The sequence below is a fragment of the Adhaeribacter aerolatus genome, assembly GCF_007991635.1.
Classification (GTDB): Bacteria; Bacteroidota; Bacteroidia; order Cytophagales; family Hymenobacteraceae; genus Adhaeribacter; species Adhaeribacter aerolatus.
On sequence record NZ_BJYS01000057.1, the window covers coordinates 1 to 19,923 of the forward strand.

Here is a 19,923-nt window from a genome sequence, read left to right on the forward strand (position 1 = left end):
ATTTACACCTAAGATGAAGTGAAGAAAATAGCTGTTTTTATATTGTTGTGTTTAAGCATACCTTCTTTGGGGCTGGCTCAAATTACCCCTGACAGCCTCAAAGCACAACAACTAAGGGAAATTGAGGTTACAGGGCAAAAGCCCACCATCCAGCGCTTAGCTAAGGAAAAAGATACGTTTATTTTTGCCGGCAAGAAAACCGAAGTTATTCAGCTGGAGAACCTCAACGCCAACATTACGGAGAAAACACCCCGTCAGCTGTTTGCCAAAGTACCGGGTGTTTTCGTCTACGACATGGATGGCTCGGGTAACCAGGTCAATATTGCTACCCGCGGCCTGGACCCGCACCGGGGCTGGGAGTTTAATATCCGCAAAAACGGCATCATCACCAACTCCGATATGTACGGCTACCCCGCCTCCCATTACAGCATGCCGATGGAAGCGGTGCAAAGGATAGAAATCGTCCGCGGCACGGGCTCGTTGCAGTACGGCGCGCAGTTTGGTGGCATGCTCAATTACGTTTCCAAGCAACCAGATTCTACCAAGGCTATTGGCCTGGAAAGCATTGCGGCCGCCGGTTCCTTTGGCCTGTTAAGTACTTATAATGCCATCAGCGGCACCGTTGGTAAGCTAAGTTATTATGCTTATTACAGTAAGCGCATCTCGGACGGTTACCGGGATAACAGCCAGACGGATTATGATGCCCAGGGCGTTATTCTGCGGTACCAACCCACCAAGGCCCTGCGGGTTTCAGCGGAGTTAGCCCGCTCTAACTATATCTACCAGATTCCGGGGCCTTTAACCGATAGCATGTTCCGGGCTAATCCCCGGATGGCCACCCGGAGCCGGAATTATTTCAATCCCGATATCTATGTTCCTTCCCTTACAGTAGACTATCAATTTTCAGACCGCACCCAGTTGCAGTGGACCACCTCCGCCGTGCTGGGAAACCGCAACAGCGTGCAGTTTGATAAACCGGCTAACGTAGTCGATACAATTGACCCGCAAACCCTGACTTATGCTCCCCGGCAGGTAGATATTGACCAGTTTCATAGTTATACTGCCGAACTTCGATTACGGCACCGCTACCAGCTAGGAACCCTGCCGGCGACTTTAGTTACAGGCCTACAGCTGATGCGTAACAACTTACATCGCTCTCAATTAGGCAAAGGTACTACGGGTACCGACTTTGATTTAACTTTAAGTCAACCAGGTTGGGGAAGAGACCTTAATTTCAACACAAAAAATATTGCCTTCTTTGCTGAGAACAGGCTGCTGTTAAGTCCTAAGTTTTCCCTAAGTCCCGGTCTCCGGCTGGAAAGTGGGCAATCTGATATGAGTGGCCAAATTACGTATTATCAAGCGCAGCAGCTGCCCAATACCATCAAGCACCGTTTCCCACTACTGGGTATCAATGCCGATTATGAGTGGCGGACCGGGCATAATTTCTACGCCGGCTTTTCCCAGGCTTACCGGCCCGTTATCTTCAAAGATATTATTCCGGCTTCCACTTTCGAGCGGGCGGATAAAAACTTGAAAGATGCTACCGGTTATAACCTGGAGGCGGGTTATCGGGGGCACCTGGCTTCCTTTACTTGGGACATCAGTTTGTTCCAATTACGTTACAATAACCGGCTGGGAAGTTTAATGCAAACAGATGAAGCCGGTGAATTTTATCTGCTCCGTACCAATACGGGTAACTCCTTAACCCGAGGGCTGGAGTTCTTCACCGAGTACCAGCAGGCGCTTGCCCCGGACTGGCATTTTTCCGCCTTTACTTCTACTTCCCTGATGGAGGCGCGGTATCTCCAGGCACAGGTACGGCAAGGCAACGAGAATAGGTCGATTAAGGGCAACCAGGTGGAAGCGGTGCCGCGGGTAATCAGCCGCAATGGCATGACTATTCGGCACCAGCCGTTCAGCCTTTCTTTGCTTTACAGCTATACCGCCAAGAGTTATGCCGACCCGCTGAATACGGTAACTCCCTCGGCTAACGGGGCAGTTGGGCTGGTGCCGGCTTATGGCATTCTGGATGTGAATGCGGCTGTTCGGATTTCCCGGCAGATTCAGCTCAAGGTTAACCTGAATAATGTCTTTAACACTTCTTACTTCACCAAGCGCCCCAGCTTTTATCCGGGCCCTGGTATTTGGCCTTCGGATGGCAGAAGCTTTAATGCCTCGATTGGTATCAAAATTTAAGAACCAAAAATCGGTTAATTGATTAGCTGCCAATAACGCAAATAGGTCTATAAGTGCCTTTATGTTCAACAAGTAAGGAAATCAAGAATCAAGTCGGTAGGGAATACCTGAAGCAACCAGAAGAGCGTGTAGAACTGGCCTTTAGGACCTTCACTAAAGGATTTATAAATGAGAAAGCCCTGCAAGCAGCATAAAGCAAAGGGGAAAAATATTTCCGTAGACAGGGTCTCATATAATCCAATTCTAATAGCAGGGCGCTTACAATATTAACGCTAACTAGCGTCCGCCCCGTCTGTTTATTCTCGAAAGCAGAAATCGAACCCCCATAATGACAAGCGGGACAAAGAGGGCTAACAGCGAAGCCGCTCTTTTGACGGATGTTACATAGGGGAGAATCCCTGCCAAGAGATGCATGCGTTGTGGATAGTTGTTCAAGAGAACCAAAACCGCAACATTCTCGGCAAAGTCAAATATCACATAAGTAAACGGTAAAGAAATTAGTAAGACCCGGAGGGAACGGTTGAGTTGAAGTGATGTTACCGCACGGAGCATTAGCACAAAAAGAAAAGGCAGCACGCTCAGGGGTAAGAGAATGTCAACAGTAAGGTTTCTAAAGGCATAACTCTTGCGTCCCTCTTCTTCATAATCCGAAAGGCGCTGGTAAGTTGCCTCTACTGTAAAAGAAGGAACTTGATCGAGCAAAATTCCACCGTTGCTCAATTCCAGGAAGCGCGGTACACTTCCAGGAAAATCAAGGAAATGGATGGCGAACACGACCAGAAAGGCCCAAGCAGTAGCAAACGCAAGTGTGCTGTTCTTTGTCATCCGTGTTCTACTCAATGTCTTGTCAGCACCATAGTAATTTATTTAAATTTAAAATAACCTTTAATTCTAATACGCTCCTGTTCTTGTATCAGCTAAACTTACAATTAAGGAACAGGGCTATGATGCACTTTAGCCTTCGCGTTGGTTCCTTTTAATTTTAGCTCCTAAATTAAAAAGTTACTCCATAACTTATGTAACCACCATGGACAAAGCTATTATTTATTTCCCTAAAAAACGGAGACTTCGTGCAAGCCAGGTTTTTCCGGGCGGGTACGAAGGCGATTTCAGAGCAGGAGCAAGCCAACACAATTGCGTGGCAGGGCACGAAACCTATATTTGATTTTACGATTTTAAGGTAAAACTGTAGCGACAATCTTCCCTTCTGATTCCCAAACACTTAATACTTTTTGATTGGCTAAGGTTGTTAACCGTGGATAGATACCGGCACCAATTATTTGGGTACTTAATTGATTGGGGGTAAGGGCCATAATATTATCGCCTTGTTGCCAAACCAGGTAATTTCCTTTGCTTGTTTTGGTTAAACTGCTCGCCCGTCCTTCTCCCATTTTTTGTTCCATGCCCCCCGGCTCCGCGTAGTAAATAGTGTTCTCGCGCCGCCAGGTAGTGCCCACTTTACCCTTGGCATCCAAGGCAATGGCGCCACCGTCCATGGGGCAGCCTTTCAGGTTCCAGGTGCCCTTTCCTAACTTTTGCGCCGGGCTGAAACTTTTGCCGCTATCTTTGGAATGCGCTAAATACATATCGCGGTTACCGCCTAACTCATTGCGGAACATCACATAAACATTGCCTTTCTGGTCGGCCGTAATAGAAGGACGGCAGCAAGGGCACACCCGTCCTTCCGGGGATTTGTAAACTAACGTGCTCTTCGACCAGGTTTTACCACCATCCGGAGAAGTAGCACTGAATATATTGTTTTTCTTATCCAGGCGCATATCTAGCCAAGTGGCATACACGGTATTGTCTTTACCCGGCGCTAAGGCCACAAACCCTTCTTTAGCCGTGGTATCACCTTTTAGAATATTAACCGGTTCTCCCCATTTCGTTTCCCCGTTTTTCAGGCGGTATGCCATTATTTTACCGGTATGCGCTGCCGCTGCAATTACCGTATAATCTTTGGTCGTAGTAATCTGGGGCCCCCTCGTCATGCCTAAGGCCAGTTTATCTTGGGTGGCGATGCGTTGCGGCTTTACAAAGTATTTGCCTTCATCTTTGGAATAGGTATAGAATATTTCTTTATCCTGGCCAAAAACCACTTTGATGTTATTGGCTTTATCAACCGCCATCGTGGGTTGCTTGCCAAAAGTGCTAATGGTCGTAATAGCTATTAGGTAATCCTTTTTCAGCTTAAACCCGGAATACAACGCCGTTATGAAAAGAAGAGTACCCAGTAGAATAATAGAATAGCGCATAGCAGTTATAATAATTTAATCCTTTAAGATAAGTAGTTACCAGGAATAATTAAACAATTGGAAAAATAAAGAATTAAGTAAAGTGCAAAATCTTATTACTCTTTCTTTAAATTCTGTAACATGACCGGCTTTCCGGCAGATTATCTTTGTCGTATTATTTCATACAAAATTGTATTTATGAAAAGTGATATAGCTATTCCAACCGCTCCTTTAAAAACAGCGGATACCACAACTGCCCAGGTTTCGATGCCGGTTACCGGTATGACCTGCGCCGCTTGTGCGGTAAGTGTTGAATCGATGGTAGCCAACACCCCAGGTGTTGCACAGGCGAACGTAAACTTTGCGACCCAGACTTTACAGGTTACTTATAATCCAAAACAGGTTAAAGTAACCGATATGCAAAAGGCTTTGCAGTCCGTGGGCTATGACTTGATTATTGATACCGAAAATGCCCAGGAAATCCAGGAACAAACCCAGCAATCCCAATACCAGGCCTTAAAGAAGAAAACCTTGTTGGCCGGGCTGCTTACCTTACCCGTGGTTGTCATTGGCATGTTCTTGATGGATTTGCCCTACGGTAACTGGATAATGATGGCTTTAAGTGCACCGGTACTGTTCTATTTCGGTCGTAACTTTTTTGTCAATGCTTTCCGGCAAGCCCGGCATGGCAAAGCCAACATGGATACCTTGGTGGCCCTAAGCACCGGTACCGCTTTTGCTTTTAGCGTTTTTAATACCCTTTATCCGGCGTTTTGGCACGCGCGCGGCTTGCATCCCCACGTTTATTTTGAAGCTTCGGCCGTGGTGATTGTTTTTATATTACTAGGCAGGTTGCTGGAGGAACGGGCGAAATCCAATACTTCCTCGGCCATTAAAAAGCTCATTGGTTTGCAGCCGAAAACCGTTTGGCTCGTGGAGGGCGACACCGAGCGGGAAGTGCCGGTTTCCACTATCCAAAAAGGTAACATTTTATTAGTGCGGGCCGGCGAAAAAGTGCCGGTAGACGGAGAGGTGTCTTTTGGATCCTCTTTTGTGGATGAAAGCATGATTAGCGGCGAGCCGGTTCCCGTTGCAAAACAAGCGGGCGATAAAGTGTTCGCTGGTACCATCAATCAAAAAGGCAGCTTTCGGTTTGTTGCGGAAAAAGTGGGCAGTGAAACGTTACTGGCACAAATTATTAAGTTGGTGCAGGATGCCCAGGGTTCCAAAGCTCCCGTGCAGAAACTAGTCGATAAGATTGCCGGTATTTTTGTGCCAATTGTATTTGTACTGGCGCTTATAAGCTTAACTACCTGGATAATTTTAGGGGGCGACAATGGTCTGACCCAAGGGTTATTAGCTTTTGTTACCGTGCTGGTAATCGCTTGCCCCTGTGCGTTAGGTTTGGCTACTCCCACCGCGATTATGGTAGGCGTAGGTAAAGGCGCAGAACAAGGCATTTTAATTAAAGACGCGGAAAGTTTAGAGCAGGCGTATCGCCTAAACGCCCTGATTTTAGATAAGACTGGTACCATTACCGAAGGAAAACCGGTGGTAACCGAATTAGTCTGGTCAGAGGAGGATCGCCTGCGGCAAATGGAGCTAAGTTCGGTATTGCTTTCCATTGAGCAGCAATCCGAACACCCATTGGCGGAGGCAGTTGTACGGTATTTACGGGACCAGGTAGGTTCATCGGTTGTGTTAGACAGCTTTGAGAGCGTAACGGGTAATGGCGTAAAAGCAAGCTGGCAAGGCCATCTTTACCAAATTGGCAGCCCTAAATATATCAAGGCCCAAGGGATTTCTCTATCTGATGAGCTTTCCAGTTTAGCAGATACCTGGGCAGCGGCCGCTAATACCGTTATTTATTTTGCTGAAGAAGGAAAGGCTATTGCCGTTCTGGCCATTGCCGATAAAGTTAAAGACACATCCGCCAAAGCAGTGCAAGCCCTGCAGCAACAGGGTATTGAGGTTTACATGCTCACGGGTGATAATGCCCGGACCGCAGCTTCGGTGGCACAGCAAGTTGGCATAAAGCATTTTCAGGCAGAGGTAATGCCGGGTGACAAAGCAGATTTTGTGAAAAAGCTCCAGGGCCAAGGCAAAGTGGTCGGGATGGTGGGCGACGGTATTAATGATTCCCAGGCACTGGCCCAAGCAAATGTTAGTATTGCCATGGGTAAAGGTTCGGATATTGCGATTGATGTAGCAAAAATGACTTTGATTACCTCCGATTTGCAATTGCTGCCAAAGGCGCTGAAACTATCCCGTTTAACGGTAAATGCCATTCGGCAAAACTTATTCTGGGCTTTTATTTATAACCTCATTGGCATTCCGATTGCCGCCGGCGTGCTCTACCCGGTCTACGGATTTTTATTGGACCCAATGATTGCCGGAGCGGCGATGGCGCTGAGTTCGGTATCGGTGGTAGCTAATAGCTTGCGCTTAAAAGCCAAAAAGCTTTAATGACAAAAGGGAAGAAAGATTGTATTTACCTGGTACTATCGTTGAACAGACTGCCGCGAAAGAGCCTTCTTCAAAGCGCGGTTAAAGAGGTAATATAAACCGAAAACGGATATGGCGATGAGGGCGATGACAAGTAGTTTCCCGCTGGTACCCGTATCAGAATCTTGCAGTAAGAGGATAATATCCTGAGCTTGGGTACCGAGCCAAAAGAAAAATAAAGTGCGGGGTAACATCCCTACAATACTGGCCAATAAAAATTTACGCTTGTTTACCTTCATCATGGCCAGGATAAAAGTCATTAAAGCAAAAGGCAGGACCGGAGATATACGGGTTAATATAATTAAGCTCCAGCTTTGGTGTTTAAGTTCTTCCATTACCGCAGCCGCTTTTTCGAAGTGGTTAACAAACTTAAGTAGTTTGCCCTGGTCAATTATTTGGGCTAATTGGTACCCGATTAAGGAAGCCAGGGCATACGATATCACTACGCCCGGAAAACCGGCCCAGCCCAAGTAAAAACCGGTAAGTAAAGCAATAAAGGTGGTAGGAGTCAAGGCAAAAGCCATGGTTAAAGAAACAACCAGGAAATAAAGTATAATTTGGCTTACGGTTAAATTTAGAAGCAAGTCCTGGTATTTATATAGTAAAACAGCTAAGGTTGAACTAACCGAAACCGGCACAATTACCAGCAGCGCCATGGAAATAAAGCTCCCTAAATTTTTTTGAAAAAGCTGTTTAAGCATATTTTTGCTATTAAAATCGAGGGTTGAATTAATTGTTTAATCGGCTTTTATTACGAACTACTTTCGTTCATATTAATCTCGCCAGGTAAGTCCAGGTGGCATCCTTTTTAATCATCCTTTAAGTTAGCAGGTAGCCGCTGGAACGCGGAAAGGATAAGCGAAGACAGGAAAACTGATTTAGGCCAGGGTAATCGTTTGGTCAGCATAAACATCCTGAACCAGGTTAAGCAGGTTGATGCCTTCTTTTAGGGGTCTTTGAAACGCTCTTCGGCCTAATATTAAACCCATGCCACCAGCGCGTTTATTGATTACCGCCGTCCGTACCGATTGCTGTAAATCGGTATCTCCTTGCGATTCCCCACCAGAATTTATTAATCCGGCCCGGCCCATATAACAATTTAAAACCTGGTAGCGGCATAAGTCAATCGGGTGATCCGTAGCTAATTTATTATACATGTCCGGGTGCCATTTAGAAAAGTTGATGGCCTGAAAGCCACCGTTATTCTCCGGCATTTTCTGCTTGATGATATCGGCCTGAATGGTAACGCCCAAGTGATTCGCCTGACCGGTTAGGTCGGCAGCTACGTGATAGTCTTTATCATTTGTCTTAAAAGCGGCATTCCGGGTGTAGCACCACAAAATAGTAGCCATGCCCAACTGGTGCGCCCTTTCAAAAGCTTCCGCAACTTCTATCAACTGGCGGTTTGATTCTTCGGAGCCAAAATAAATGGTGGCCCCCACGGCCACTGCCCCCATGTTCCAGGCTTCTTCTACCGAACCAAACATAATCTGGTTGTGCTTGGTGGGGTAAGTAAGGAGTTCGTTATGGTTTATTTTTACCACAAAGGGAATCTTGTGGGCGTACTTGCGGGCCACCATTCCTAAATTTCCGAAGGTCGTAGCTACGGCATTGCACCCTCCTTCTATAGCCAGTTTAATAATATTTTCCGGGTCAAAATAAATGGGGTTGGGGGCGAAGGAAAAACCAGCCGTATGTTCAATATCCTGGTCGATGGGCAAAATGGACAAATAGCCGGTTCCAGCTAAGCGGCCGTGGTTGAACAAGGTGGCCAGGCTGCGAAGGACGGGTATGCTGCGGTTGGTTTGTAAAAAGACCCGGTCTATAAAATCCGGTCCGGGTACCTGCAGCAAGTCTTTGGTCACGGTAGACGAAGTATATTGAAGTAAGTCTTCGGCATCCGTACCTAATATATCCATTATTTTCTGTTGTGGCATAACTCAATGGTTTAGTGATTCTAATTTAAAAGAATGAACCGCAATGCCCGGTTCTTTAACGCCCTTTTAGCTAGACAGCAGCTTTTAGCTTCTGGGCCATTTCCGGGGTGAGTGATTCGGCATATACCCCATACGCATCTACTAATATGCCTTTCAAATCCGGGGGAGAGGATACCGCATAAATAACCGAACTGTCATCGGGGTTACTCTGGCCTTCAAACCGGTAGGTTTCGTCTACGGTGAACTGTTCGGGCCTTAATTCCAGGTTTAGACGCGGACAAGCCAGGCAAAACGGCTTTAAGTTGAAATCTTCGGTATACCCCCGATGCTTTAAATCGTCAATGGCCTCCGAAAGGCTGTCATAGCTGTGTCTTTCCATAGTATTTATCATTTTTAGGTCTGGTTTAATGCTTCATCTGGGTCTTTAGTAATTGGGCATTAATCGCCACGATTACAGTACTTAAACTCATCAAAACGGCCCCAATGGCCGGCGACACCATGATACCTTGCTGATACAAAACACCCGCTGCCAAGGGTAGCGCAATGACGTTATAACCCGTTGCCCAAATAATATTTTGAATCATCTTCCGGTAGGTAGCTTTCCCAAACAGCACCAAAGAGGCAATGTCCTGTGGATTGCTATTAACCAGGATGATGTCCGCTGTTTCTGCTGCTACATCGGTGCCGGAGCCTACGGCAATGCCTACATCGGCCTGGGCCAGGGCCGGTGCATCGTTTACCCCATCTCCGGTCATGGCCACAAATTCTCCTTTGGCTTGCAGCTCTTTAATTTTTTCTTGCTTTTCGTGGGGCAATACATTCGCCAGAAAACCATCCATTTTTAAAGCCTCGCTCACACTTTTGGCCACCCGGTCATTATCGCCAGTGAGCAATAGGTTTTTAATGCCGTTCTCCTTTAATATCCGGATAGCCTCCGCCGATTCAGGCCGGATTTGGTCTTTTAGACTGATGAAGCCAACCACTTTATCCTGCACTAGGATGTAAACCACCGTTTCTACGCCATCTTCGGCGTTGCTGGCCGGCACCTGAATACCAAATTCTTGCATATAATTAGGGCCTACGACCTTGACCGATTTTCCTTCTACGATGCCTTCCAACCCTTTTCCGGGCAAATAATTAAACTGATCCGAAGCAGGAACCACAATCTTTTGCTCCTTTGCCTTTTTCAAAACTCCCTGCGAAATATAGTGCTCGGAATTCTGTTCCACGCCGGCCGCTAAGCGCAGCAGTTCTTGCTCAGCGTATTCCGTAGCAAAGGAAACCACTCGGGCTACTTCGTGGGAGCCTTGCGTTAAAGTGCCGGTTTTGTCGAAAATAATGGTGGTAATTTTACGGGAATTTTCGAAAGCGGTACGGTTCCGGATTAATAAGCCATTGTTGGCCGAAATAGCCGTGGAAATAGCCACCACCAGCGGCACGGCCAAACCCAGGGCATGAGGACAAGAAATCACCATTACTGTTACCATGCGTTCCAGCGCAAAAGAAAGTTCAGCTCCCACGGCCAGCCACACGGCGAAGGTACCAAAGCCGGCAAAAAGGGCAATGTAGGTCAGCCAGCGGGCCGCTTTATCGGCCAGGTTTTGCGTTTCGGATTTGGTTTTCTGCGCTTCCTGCACCAGGTTAATCACTTTATTTAAATAACTCTCCGCGCCTGTGTTCTGTACCGTAACTTTTAAAGAACCATTGCCATTGATGGAGCCACCAATAACCTTGTCATCTTTGGATTTTTGAACCGGTTTGCTTTCCCCCGTCAGCATGCTTTCGTTCAGGTAACTTTCCCCTTCCACAATCAGCCCGTCAGCCGGTACTTTTTCCCCCGGCTTAACTAAAATAAGGTCACCCTTTTGTAGGGCATCAATGCGGACATTCACCGTTTCCGGCCCCCGTATCAAGTGGGCTTCGGAAGGCATCATGCTTACTAGCAGCTCCAAAGCGCGCGAAGCCCCCATCACCGACTTCATTTCAATCCAATGGCCTAATAACATAATGACAATCAAAGTGGCCAGCTCCCAGAAGAAGTCCATGCCTTCTAAGCCAAAAACAATAGCCGTACTGTACACATAAGCCACGGTAATGGCAATCGCAATCAAGGTCATCATCCCCGGCGAGCCTTTCTTCAGCTCATCTTTTAGGCCGGTTAAAAAGGGCCAGCCGCCGTAGAAAAATATTATAGTAGAAAGCACCAAGGAGATATACATGTTATAAGGTATATTCAGCTGGTAGCCCAGAATTTGCTGCACCATCGGACTAATAATAATAACCGGCAGGGATAGTAGCAGCGAAATCCAGAATCTTTTCCGGAAATCATCAATCATCATGGCATGATGGTCGTGGCCGTGTTCCCCGTGCCCTGGAGCAGTATTGCCCTCCTGGGGCATGGCGTGATTATGAGCGTGAACAGTTTTCTGGGCCAGATGCCCTTGCGTACTTTCCTGTAGGTCTTTGGCCTTGGCCTGCGAATTAGAGGAATGGTGATGATGGGAATGGTCCATGGTATAATTATTAAGTTTATTAAAAGCGGATTAAAACAGAAAAGGATAACCTTTTTAGATTATCCTTTTTAGAAGTGGTCTTTTAGGAGAGCGGCTCGATTTTAAAGCCAGCCTTCTCAATGGCTTCTATTACTTCTTCCTCGTTGACGGCACTGCCTTCCACGGTTAATATTTTATCTGGATTATTCGTATCTACCTGCCATTTTTCAATGCTCTTCTCCTGGTTCAGAAAGGGCGTTACCGTAGCTACACAACCGCCACATTTAATGTTGGTTTTGAATTTTAAAGTTTCCATAATTAATAATATTCATTTAGTTGTCCATTAGAATCCGCTGAACTAGATTTTAACCTATGCGTTTTCTTTTCTTTAACAAAGATACCGGGTAGGCGAAGGGAATATGTGATATAATTCGGATAAAGTGTTATATGATTTTGCTTATAGCCTGCGCGATATAAAAACGCCTCTGCCAGTAAGACAGAGACGCTTTAACCAAACAAACACCAACTTTAATATTCTTTATGTTCCAGTAGCCACTCTTGTAATTCTTTTATATCCATCATTTGGCTATCGATAATTTTTTGGGCCATTGTTTTTATAACCGGGCTATTGCCGTGTTCTATGACCGATTTGGCATTTTCCATGGCTGCTTGGTGGTGCGGAATCATCAACTGAGCAAAATCCTGATCCGTATCACCGGTAATTACCCGTAAATCACTTTCCCGCCCCATTTTCTCCATGGATTCCATTACTTCCATATGGAACGCCATGTTCATGGGCTGGTCTGCTTGATAGGAGGCCAAAAAAGTATTGAATTCCTGAATTTCTTTTTCCTGTTCACTTTTTATCTTCTGGGCAATAGCTATCATTTCGGCGTCTTTGCCATTGGCAATTTCTTCCTGGGCCATGTTAATGGCACCCTGATGGTGCATCACCATCATCTTGGCAAAATCAATGTCAGGTTCACTATTCATGGGCATGGCCTCCATTTGCGTCATCATCTGGTGCATGATAGTCATCATTTTGTTTTGGTCATGCGGCTGGGTTTCCAACCCCTCTTCCTGTTCACAGGAAGCTAAAAATAAACTGGCGGTTAAGAGCATTGCCCATGAGCGAATAATAAAAAAGTTTTTCATAGTATTTAATATATTTTAATTGCAAATGCCTGCTATAAACAAGCGATATAATCCAAAACCATATGTATCAGAAAGCCCCAGGCAAACGTGCGTACCTTGGGAATACTTAATAAGATTACATAAACAGCAATAGCCGGGTAAGTATGCAAAAAGTGAAAACCTATGCTGCACCGGTCCGGGTCATACAGGGGTACGGCAAATAAATGGTCTACGTCCAGTATTATCCCGGTTGCTAACATAGCCCAAGCCTTTAACCAATTATCCCGGTAAAAGAGGTATGCCGCACCGGCTGGCACCAGGACATGCAGTATTAGGTGTATCATAGATTTTTAAACTATTCTATGATGAACCAGACCAGCGGGCATACTCAATTTGCTAGTAAATTTTACCAGCAAGGGAGCGGCAGGCCTCTTCGCACCGGCGGCAAGCTTCGGCACATGCCCGGCAGTGGTCCATGTGTTGGGCGTGCTTTTCGCATTCTTCGCCACAGGCGGCGCAAATGGCGGCACAGGCATCCAAAAACACCTGGACATTTTCTGAATTGCGGGCTAAGGCATCGGCTGTAGTACGGCAAATGGCGGAACAATCGCGATCTAATTGAATGCACCGGATCATCATTTTAACATCTTCTTCTTGCAAACAGGCGGTAGCACAATGCTCACATTCGGCCGCACAAGCCACTAAAGCATCAATAATTGGTTTATACTGGGAATTATGCATAATTAGGTTATTTGTGGTAAAACATAAATATTCATTAGCCAGAAATATTTCATCGCCGGCATATCTTATTGTTTTACCCCAATTTGAGGTAATCCGTTTTATACAATCTCTGAAAAGAGTTATATCTTTTGGGTTTGTAATAAGGTGCTTTTGCCAGATTTTCCCTTTCCCCTTACCTTTAATAGATAAAAATTTTATTCTATAAAGCCTAAAAGGCCTTTAAACCTAATTGAAATAGAATGCGCTATCTTCTTGGTTTGCTTTTATTAATAGCTGTTTTAACAGGCTGTAATTCCCATAATTCCGGCAAAGAGGCTGTTTTCGAGAAAAGTACAAACGACCCACAGGCAATTATAGACAAAGCTATAGCTGCCCACGGTGGCGATAAATTTTTGCAATTGCAAGTAGCTTTTGACTTCCGGGATAAGCACTATGAAGCTTCCCGCCAGGATGGACTTTATTCCTATACCCGTTCTTTTACCGATTCAACCGGCCAGGTAAAAGATGTATTAACCAATAAGTCCTTTACCCGGACCATCAATGGCCAGGTAAAGGACCTACCGGCAGAGCGGGTGAAAGCATTTAGTGCCTCGGTTAACTCCGTTATTTATTTTGCCCTACTTCCCTTTGGGTTGAATGACCCAGCCGTACAAAAGCAGTACCTGGGCAGCGCTACCATCAAGCAAATCCCTTATCACAAAATAAAGGTTACCTTCAAACAGGAAGGTGGTGGAACTGATTTTCAAGATGAATTCCTCTACTTTATCAATCAGAAATCGTTTACGATGGATTATTTTGCTTATACCTACGTTACGGATGGCGGTGGTATCCGCTTCCGTCAAGCAATTAATCCCCGTAAAGTTGAGGGCATCTTATTTCAGGACTATATCAATTTTGAACCGCTGGATACTATTAATTTCTGGAAGATTGAGCAAGCCTTCACTGCCGACCAGTTAAAAGAACTTTCCAATATTGAGTTAAAGAATATCCGGATAAATATCCTGCACTAGTTCCAACCTGAAAAAATCAAGAATTAATTTTTGGTATGCCCTTTATAGTTTTTCGGGTTTTTCTCTTCGGATAAGGGCATTCGTTTTTCGGTTAGTGGCTTTTTACAAACCGGACAAGTTCCCGGAACAGCACTAGCCACATTTACGTGGTCGGGGCAGACATAAACGTTTTCGGTTCCAGTTACCTGGCCTTTGTAGTTTTTTACCGGCACTTGAACCAAGGCCATTCCACATTGGGAGCAGGAACCAGCTTCTTCTTTTACTTCAGTTGGGTGTTTTGGGCACCTATAGACGGTTTTGGTGAGTACCACTACCTGACCTTTGTAGTTTTTCGCCGTTTCTTTTACTAAAGTCTTGCCGCATTTAGAGCATTTACCAGGGGTATTACTAATTTCATTCGGATGGTCCGGACAGCTGTAGCTTATAGCCGCCACTTGCTGTTTAATGGCATTGTTTTTTTGGTTGCCCTGGCCTTGAATTTGGCTAATGGTTATCAGGGCTAGTGCTATTGTTAATAGGAGCGTTTTCATAATTCCTTAAGTATAAATGGCAGGTTTTGTTTTGGATAAAGGTAGGTGTCAAAGGGGTTTAAAAACATGATTAACATCAAGGCAATGAGTGCTTTAAATCAATAACCGCCGTTGATTTAGACTGGTAATAAACAAAATTTGTATAATTAAGGAGAATGTTGTTATAATTCTGGCAGTTTAAAATTCTCACCTTCTGAAATCCGCTATCCAGGTTTATTCCTGGTTTGAATTTTGAATTAAACGCGTTTCGTTTAATCTTTTAATTCGGCAATGATTACTTTGCCTCTTTTTTGCAGTTCGTTTTCGCGAACCAAAGCATACATGGCGGGCAGAACAATTAAAACAAAAAAAGTTGAGGTGACTAGGCCAAATACAAAAGGAATAGCAATGGGCTTCATGACATCGCTCCCGGTTCCGGTAGCTAGCAAGAGTGGTATTAAACCCAATATATCCACCAAAACCGTCATCAATTTGGGGCGTAACCGCAGGGCCGCACCTTCATAAACCGCTTCCTCAATGTCAATTTTATTCAGGCGACCACTAGTTTTTTTGCGTTCGGAAACCTTGTTGTATAAAGCATTATTCAGATACACGAGCATCAGTACCCCCGTTTCAACGGCTATCCCAAACAAGGCAATAAAGCCCACGGCCACCGCTACCGAAAAATTTACGTCAAAAAAGAAAAGGGAATAAGCACCTCCTACCAGGGCTACGGGAATACTGGAGAGGACGATTAATACCTCCCGGTAAGTGTGAAAGGTAAAATATAAAATGACGGTAATAAGGACCAGAACAATGGGAATGAGAATCTTTAACCGCTGTTCAGCCCGTACTTGGTTTTCGTACTGTCCGCTCCACTGAATATAGTAACCTTTGGGCAACTTTTGAACGAGGCTTGCCAGTTCTTTTTTAGCCTCTGCCACCGTACTGCCGATATCTCTTTCCCGCACGTTAAAGAGTAACGTGCCCCGCAGCATGGCATTTTCCGAGTTAATCATGGGCGGGCCTTCTGCTAAATACACATCCGCCACGGCAGACAAGGGAAGCGGACCAACCGGACTGGTCACCAGTAGTGACCTTAAACGGGGTAGACTATTGCGGAAATCCTCAGCAAAACGTGCATTCACCGCAAAGCGTCGCCGGCCTTCTACGGTAGTAGTTAAATTCATGCCCCCAATGGATGATTCAACCACTAGATTTACATCATCCACACTTAAACCATAACGGCCAATTTCATCCCTTTTAATGTTTATTTCCACATACTTTCCGCCCACTAAGGGTTCCACATTTAAATCTTTAATTCCGTCTATACCCGTTAAAGCCGCTTTAAACTGTTGGGCTAAAATATTAATGGAGTCCAGGCTTTGACCATAGATTTTCACCCCTACATCCGTCCGGATGCCGGTGGAAAGCATGTTGATGCGGTTAATGATGGGCTGGGTCCAGGCATTAATTACCCCCGGAATCTGGAGCTTCTTATTTAATTCTTCAATAATTTTGTTCTTGGTCATGCCGTCGCGCCATTGAGATTGGGGTTTTAACAAAACAATGGTTTCTATCATGCTGAGCGGGGAATTGTCGGTGGCGGTGCTGGCTCTTCCGGCTTTGCCTAATACATTGACCACCTCCGGCACCGATTTAATCAGTCTATCCTGCACCTGCATAATCCGTTTTATTTCGGTATTGGAAACATCCGGCAGCGTAATCGGCATAAATAACAGGGAGCCTTCGTCCAACGGCGGCATAAACTCCGAACCTAAGCGCAGGACAAAGGGAATGCTGGCGGCCACCAATACAAAAGCAATGGCAATGGTTATCTTCTTCCAGCGGAGACACCACCGGATAACGGGATTATAAAGCCAGAGGAAAAACCGGGATACCGGATGGGTTTTCTCGGAGCGTATCTTTCCTTTTAGCAACAGGGCCATCAGCACCGGTACCAGAAAAATTGCCACCAAAGCCGACCCCATCATAGCAAAGGATTTGGTAAGGACCAGGGGGGTAAATAACTTTTTTTCCTGACCTTCCAAAAAGAGGATGGGGGCAAATGAAACCAAGGTAATCAATATAGAATTGAAAACTGCCTTCCCCACTAATACAGAGGATTTTTCAATGCGTCTTAGCCTTTCCGCTTCTGCAATCATTATGCTGTTATTCCGTTTCTTCTGTAATTGATTTTAAAGCATTTTCAACCATTACAATGCCGGCATCTACCAGGTCTCCTACGGCCAGGGCCACGCCGGCCAGCGACATAATGTTGGAGCTCACCTGAAACCAATTCATCATAATAAAGGAGATTAACACGCTCATGATAATGGTGATGACCACTATTAATGCACTCCGCACATGTAACAGGAAGATGAACAGTACAACCGAAACCACCAGAATCTCTTCCAATACGGCTTCTTTTAAAGTAGCAATCGTCGCCTCTATCAAATCTGACCGGTCGTAAGCCACCTTTAGTTTTACCCCCGGAGGCAAACCGGTTTCCACGTTTATTAATTTTTCTTTTACCTGGTCAATTACCTCTTTAGCGTTTTCTCCATAACGCATTACCACTATTCCCCCCACCTTTTCGCCTTCTCCATTTTCTTCTACAATTCCTAAGCGCAGTTCGCCGCCCATTTGTACCGTGGCAATGTCTTTCACCCGGATGGGAATAGAGCCTTGGGTTCTTAAAGGAATTTCTTCAATGTCTTTTATTTGGGTGAGGTAACCAACCCCTCTGATGATGTATCCCATATCGGCCATCTCAAATTTTCTCCCACCAACGTTATTATTGTTGGCCCTTACTTTTTGGACAACTTCATTTAAAGGAATGCCGAAATAGTTCAGCTGGACCGGATTGATGACAATCTGATATTGTTTTTGAAAACCCCCAAAGGAGGCTACTTCACTAACCCCAGGGACTGTCTGCAAAGCAAATTTGATGTACCAGTCCTGCAAGGCGCGCAGTTCTCCCAAATCATAACCGGGTGCATCCAAGGTATACCAGAAAATGTGTCCCAGGCCGGTGCCATCTGGTCCTAAAGTAGGCGTTACTGCTTCGGGTAACAGTCGTTGGGCATAATTAAGCCGTTCCAATACTCTGGTGCGGGCCCAGTAGACGTCTACGTTATCTTCAAAAACTACGAAAACAAAGCTCATCCCGAACATAGAATTAGCTCGGATGTTTTTAATTTTAGGAATGCCCTGGAGGTTGCTTACTAACGGGTAAGTCACTTGGTCTTCCATAATTTGGGGGCTGCGACCCATCCATTCGGTCAATATGATAACCTGGTTTTCCGATAAATCCGGAATGGCATCTACTTTCGTTTTACTTACGGAATAGAATCCATAGGCGCCTATTACGGCTGCTATCAGCAGCACAATTAAGCGGTTCTTTAAGGCCCATTTGATAAATTGTCCAATCATAATTCTTTACCTAGGCAGAAGGGCTTTCATTATATTCGGCTGATTTCCATTGATACATTTCATTAAAATACCCCTTGCTTTTGATGAGAAGGAATATGCAGGTATAACAACTTTAGCTTCATTAAGAAGCGTGCAGGAATGCTTGATATAAGCCTTGTTATTAATCAATCCTGATTTATCCCGGAGTTCCAGCATTGATGAAAGCTTCAGAAAAGATTAAAATACGGCAAGCAACAGCTGGTTTTTCGTTATTATAAATATAGGCCCCTTAAGGATTTACTAACATGATTAAAGTCATCTAAGGGCCTGTATTAAATCAGCGATTACTTTTGATTGACCCGGCAAATAAATGAATTTGTATAATTTGTGATAACAGTGATATAATTCTGTCTATTTTAGAATCCTAACATTTAAATCCGGCACCATTATTTTTCAAAAGTCCGCTTGTTTAGTCAATCGGCTACTTTTTCTTTCCCTTTTGTACTAAGACCTCTTTTATTCGACTTTTATCCCAAATAACTTCACCTAAAGAGGAACGTATGATAATATAGCTAATACTTAATACTACTTGACTAAACTTAAACTATGAAAACTAAGAAGAGTAATTGGAACCTGGCTATCTGGCTGTGTAGTGCAACCTTGTTTTTTAGCGCTTGTAACCAGAATTCCGGTAAGACCGAAACGGCAACCACGGAACAAACAGGGGATCATGCAGGTCATGATATGGCAGCAGGCAGCTCCAACAATAAAATGATGGACCTGATGCATGAGAATATGACCGCCATGCAGGAGATGAAAATGACCGGCGACGTTGACCATGATTTTGCCCAGATGATGGCTATCCACCACGAAGGTGCGCTGACCATGGCCCAGGAAGAGGTTGATAATGGTCAGGATTCTATGTTAGTTAATATGGCCAAACAAACCTTATCCGCCCAAAAAGAAGAACAAGAAAAGCTGCAAAAGTTTGTTAGCAGCCACCAGCCTGCTGCGGCTGATACAGCCGCTTCCATGAAGTTGATGCAGCCCATGAAAACCATGATGACCAGTATGGACCATAACATGAAAGGAACAACCGACCATCATTTTGCCAGTTTAATGAGCATGCACCACCAAAGTGCTATTGATATGGCCAACGCCTATTTACCTAATGCCAAGGTGCCGGAAATTAAAGCCATGGCCCAGAAAATCATAAAGGACCAGGAAAAAGAAATTCAGCAATTGGATACCTGGTTGCAAGCGCATCCTCAGCAATAATTTTATTGTTTTTATACCTGAAAAGGGATTCTCGTCAAAGAATCCCTTTTTAATTTGGCTTGAATAGAAGTTTATATTTGGTTATCAGCTTAGCGGCAATAATTTTCAATTCCAGGAAATAAAAATGATTCTTATATTCATATGGAAACTAATTTAGACACATTAAAATTGGCGCAATCAGCTTCCGCTCTGGGTGCAGGCATTCTTGGATTTGGCCTGGGTGCTAAGTGGGGTTTGGATATCGCCAATTATGCGCTCCTGATAATAGTTATAGGGGGCATTCTTCATGTTTCAGGCATGTATGTAATGCAAATGAAAAATAAATCCTATAAATCATATGGAGTAGCTAGAGCTCTTTGGATTTCGGCGTGGATTTGCTTGGTAGCTCTGGTAGCTCTTGTTATTTATTTGCTCGTTTAGAAGCGTTAAGGTGAGCCCATCACTCATTAAGATATTGCTAAAGGATGTCT

18 protein-coding genes are annotated in these 19,923 nt (G+C 44.8%); 5 read left to right on the plus strand and 13 right to left on the minus strand.

Annotated features, from left to right (window positions below; genetic code table 11):
• The first annotated feature begins 18 nt into the window (after nt 1–18).
• Nucleotides 19–2,199 (plus strand): TonB-dependent receptor family protein, encoded by a 2,181-nt coding sequence (locus AAE02nite_RS24970; RefSeq protein WP_146905158.1) that lies wholly within the window; start codon nt 19–21, stop codon nt 2,197–2,199.
• A gap of 276 nt (nt 2,200–2,475) precedes the next feature.
• Here the strand turns inward: AAE02nite_RS24970 and AAE02nite_RS24975 are convergent, their stop codons facing one another.
• Nucleotides 2,476–3,024 carry a hypothetical protein gene (locus tag AAE02nite_RS24975; RefSeq protein WP_146905161.1) on the minus strand — a complete coding sequence of 183 codons (549 nt, stop codon included), beginning with the start codon at nt 3,022–3,024 and terminating at the stop codon, nt 2,476–2,478.
• Between the two features lie 350 nt (nt 3,025–3,374).
• Nucleotides 3,375–4,454, minus strand: a complete 1,080-nt coding sequence (locus tag AAE02nite_RS24980; protein WP_146905164.1) for a sialidase family protein — start codon at nt 4,452–4,454, stop codon at nt 3,375–3,377.
• 177 nt (nt 4,455–4,631) lie between these two features.
• Between AAE02nite_RS24980 and AAE02nite_RS24985 the strand changes: the two genes are divergently transcribed.
• Nucleotides 4,632–6,899 (plus strand): heavy metal translocating P-type ATPase, encoded by a 2,268-nt coding sequence (locus AAE02nite_RS24985; protein WP_246151246.1) that lies wholly within the window; start codon nt 4,632–4,634, stop codon nt 6,897–6,899.
• Between the two features lie 35 nt (nt 6,900–6,934).
• Here AAE02nite_RS24985 and AAE02nite_RS24990 read toward each other — a convergent pair whose 3' ends face one another.
• From AAE02nite_RS24990 to AAE02nite_RS25025, 8 genes are all read right to left on the minus strand, one after another.
• Nucleotides 6,935–7,639, minus strand: coding sequence for a TVP38/TMEM64 family protein (locus AAE02nite_RS24990; RefSeq protein WP_146905167.1), 705 nt, complete (start codon nt 7,637–7,639; stop codon nt 6,935–6,937).
• A 177-nt stretch (nt 7,640–7,816) separates the two neighbouring features.
• Nucleotides 7,817–8,875 (minus strand): class I fructose-bisphosphate aldolase, encoded by a 1,059-nt coding sequence (locus tag AAE02nite_RS24995; RefSeq protein WP_146905170.1) that lies wholly within the window; start codon nt 8,873–8,875, stop codon nt 7,817–7,819.
• Between the two features lie 70 nt (nt 8,876–8,945).
• On the minus strand, nt 8,946–9,254 hold the full coding sequence (locus AAE02nite_RS25000) for a phosphoribosylpyrophosphate synthetase (RefSeq protein WP_146905173.1): 309 nt from the start codon (nt 9,252–9,254) through the stop codon (nt 8,946–8,948).
• Between the two features lie 25 nt (nt 9,255–9,279).
• Nucleotides 9,280–11,388: a copper-translocating P-type ATPase gene (locus AAE02nite_RS25005; protein ID WP_146905177.1), complete on the minus strand. Its 2,109-nt coding sequence runs from the start codon at nt 11,386–11,388 to the stop codon at nt 9,280–9,282.
• A gap of 82 nt (nt 11,389–11,470) precedes the next feature.
• Nucleotides 11,471–11,683 (minus strand): heavy-metal-associated domain-containing protein, encoded by a 213-nt coding sequence (locus AAE02nite_RS25010; protein ID WP_146905180.1) that lies wholly within the window; start codon nt 11,681–11,683, stop codon nt 11,471–11,473.
• Nucleotides 11,684–11,895: 212 nt separating this feature from the next.
• On the minus strand, nt 11,896–12,522 hold the full coding sequence (locus tag AAE02nite_RS25015) for a DUF305 domain-containing protein (protein ID WP_146905183.1): 627 nt from the start codon (nt 12,520–12,522) through the stop codon (nt 11,896–11,898).
• A gap of 32 nt (nt 12,523–12,554) precedes the next feature.
• Nucleotides 12,555–12,845: a DUF6122 family protein gene (locus tag AAE02nite_RS25020; RefSeq protein WP_146905186.1), complete on the minus strand. Its 291-nt coding sequence runs from the start codon at nt 12,843–12,845 to the stop codon at nt 12,555–12,557.
• 52 nt (nt 12,846–12,897) lie between these two features.
• Entirely contained in the window at nt 12,898–13,242 is a 345-nt protein-coding gene (locus AAE02nite_RS25025; protein ID WP_146905189.1) for a four-helix bundle copper-binding protein, read from the minus strand.
• A 239-nt stretch (nt 13,243–13,481) separates the two neighbouring features.
• Between AAE02nite_RS25025 and AAE02nite_RS25030 the strand changes: the two genes are divergently transcribed.
• Nucleotides 13,482–14,252, plus strand: coding sequence for a DUF6503 family protein (locus AAE02nite_RS25030; RefSeq protein ID WP_146905192.1), 771 nt, complete (start codon nt 13,482–13,484; stop codon nt 14,250–14,252).
• Nucleotides 14,253–14,275: 23 nt separating this feature from the next.
• Here the strand turns inward: AAE02nite_RS25030 and AAE02nite_RS25035 are convergent, their stop codons facing one another.
• The 3 genes from AAE02nite_RS25035 to AAE02nite_RS25045 form a co-directional block, all read right to left on the minus strand.
• Nucleotides 14,276–14,782: a heavy metal-binding domain-containing protein gene (locus tag AAE02nite_RS25035; RefSeq protein ID WP_146905197.1), complete on the minus strand. Its 507-nt coding sequence runs from the start codon at nt 14,780–14,782 to the stop codon at nt 14,276–14,278.
• A 251-nt stretch (nt 14,783–15,033) separates the two neighbouring features.
• A complete protein-coding gene (locus AAE02nite_RS25040) occupies nt 15,034–16,926 on the minus strand; it encodes an efflux RND transporter permease subunit (RefSeq protein WP_146905200.1) in 1,893 nt (630 codons plus the stop codon).
• A gap of 7 nt (nt 16,927–16,933) precedes the next feature.
• A complete protein-coding gene (locus AAE02nite_RS25045; RefSeq protein ID WP_146905204.1) occupies nt 16,934–18,196 on the minus strand; it encodes an efflux RND transporter permease subunit in 1,263 nt (420 codons plus the stop codon).
• 585 nt (nt 18,197–18,781) lie between these two features.
• On the opposite strand from AAE02nite_RS25045, the gene AAE02nite_RS25050 reads away from it, so the two are divergent.
• Nucleotides 18,782–19,453: a DUF305 domain-containing protein gene (locus AAE02nite_RS25050; protein ID WP_146905207.1), complete on the plus strand. Its 672-nt coding sequence runs from the start codon at nt 18,782–18,784 to the stop codon at nt 19,451–19,453.
• A gap of 141 nt (nt 19,454–19,594) precedes the next feature.
• Nucleotides 19,595–19,873 carry a hypothetical protein gene (locus AAE02nite_RS25055; RefSeq protein ID WP_146905210.1) on the plus strand — a complete coding sequence of 93 codons (279 nt, stop codon included), beginning with the start codon at nt 19,595–19,597 and terminating at the stop codon, nt 19,871–19,873.
• The last annotated feature ends 50 nt before the right edge of the window (nt 19,874–19,923 follow it).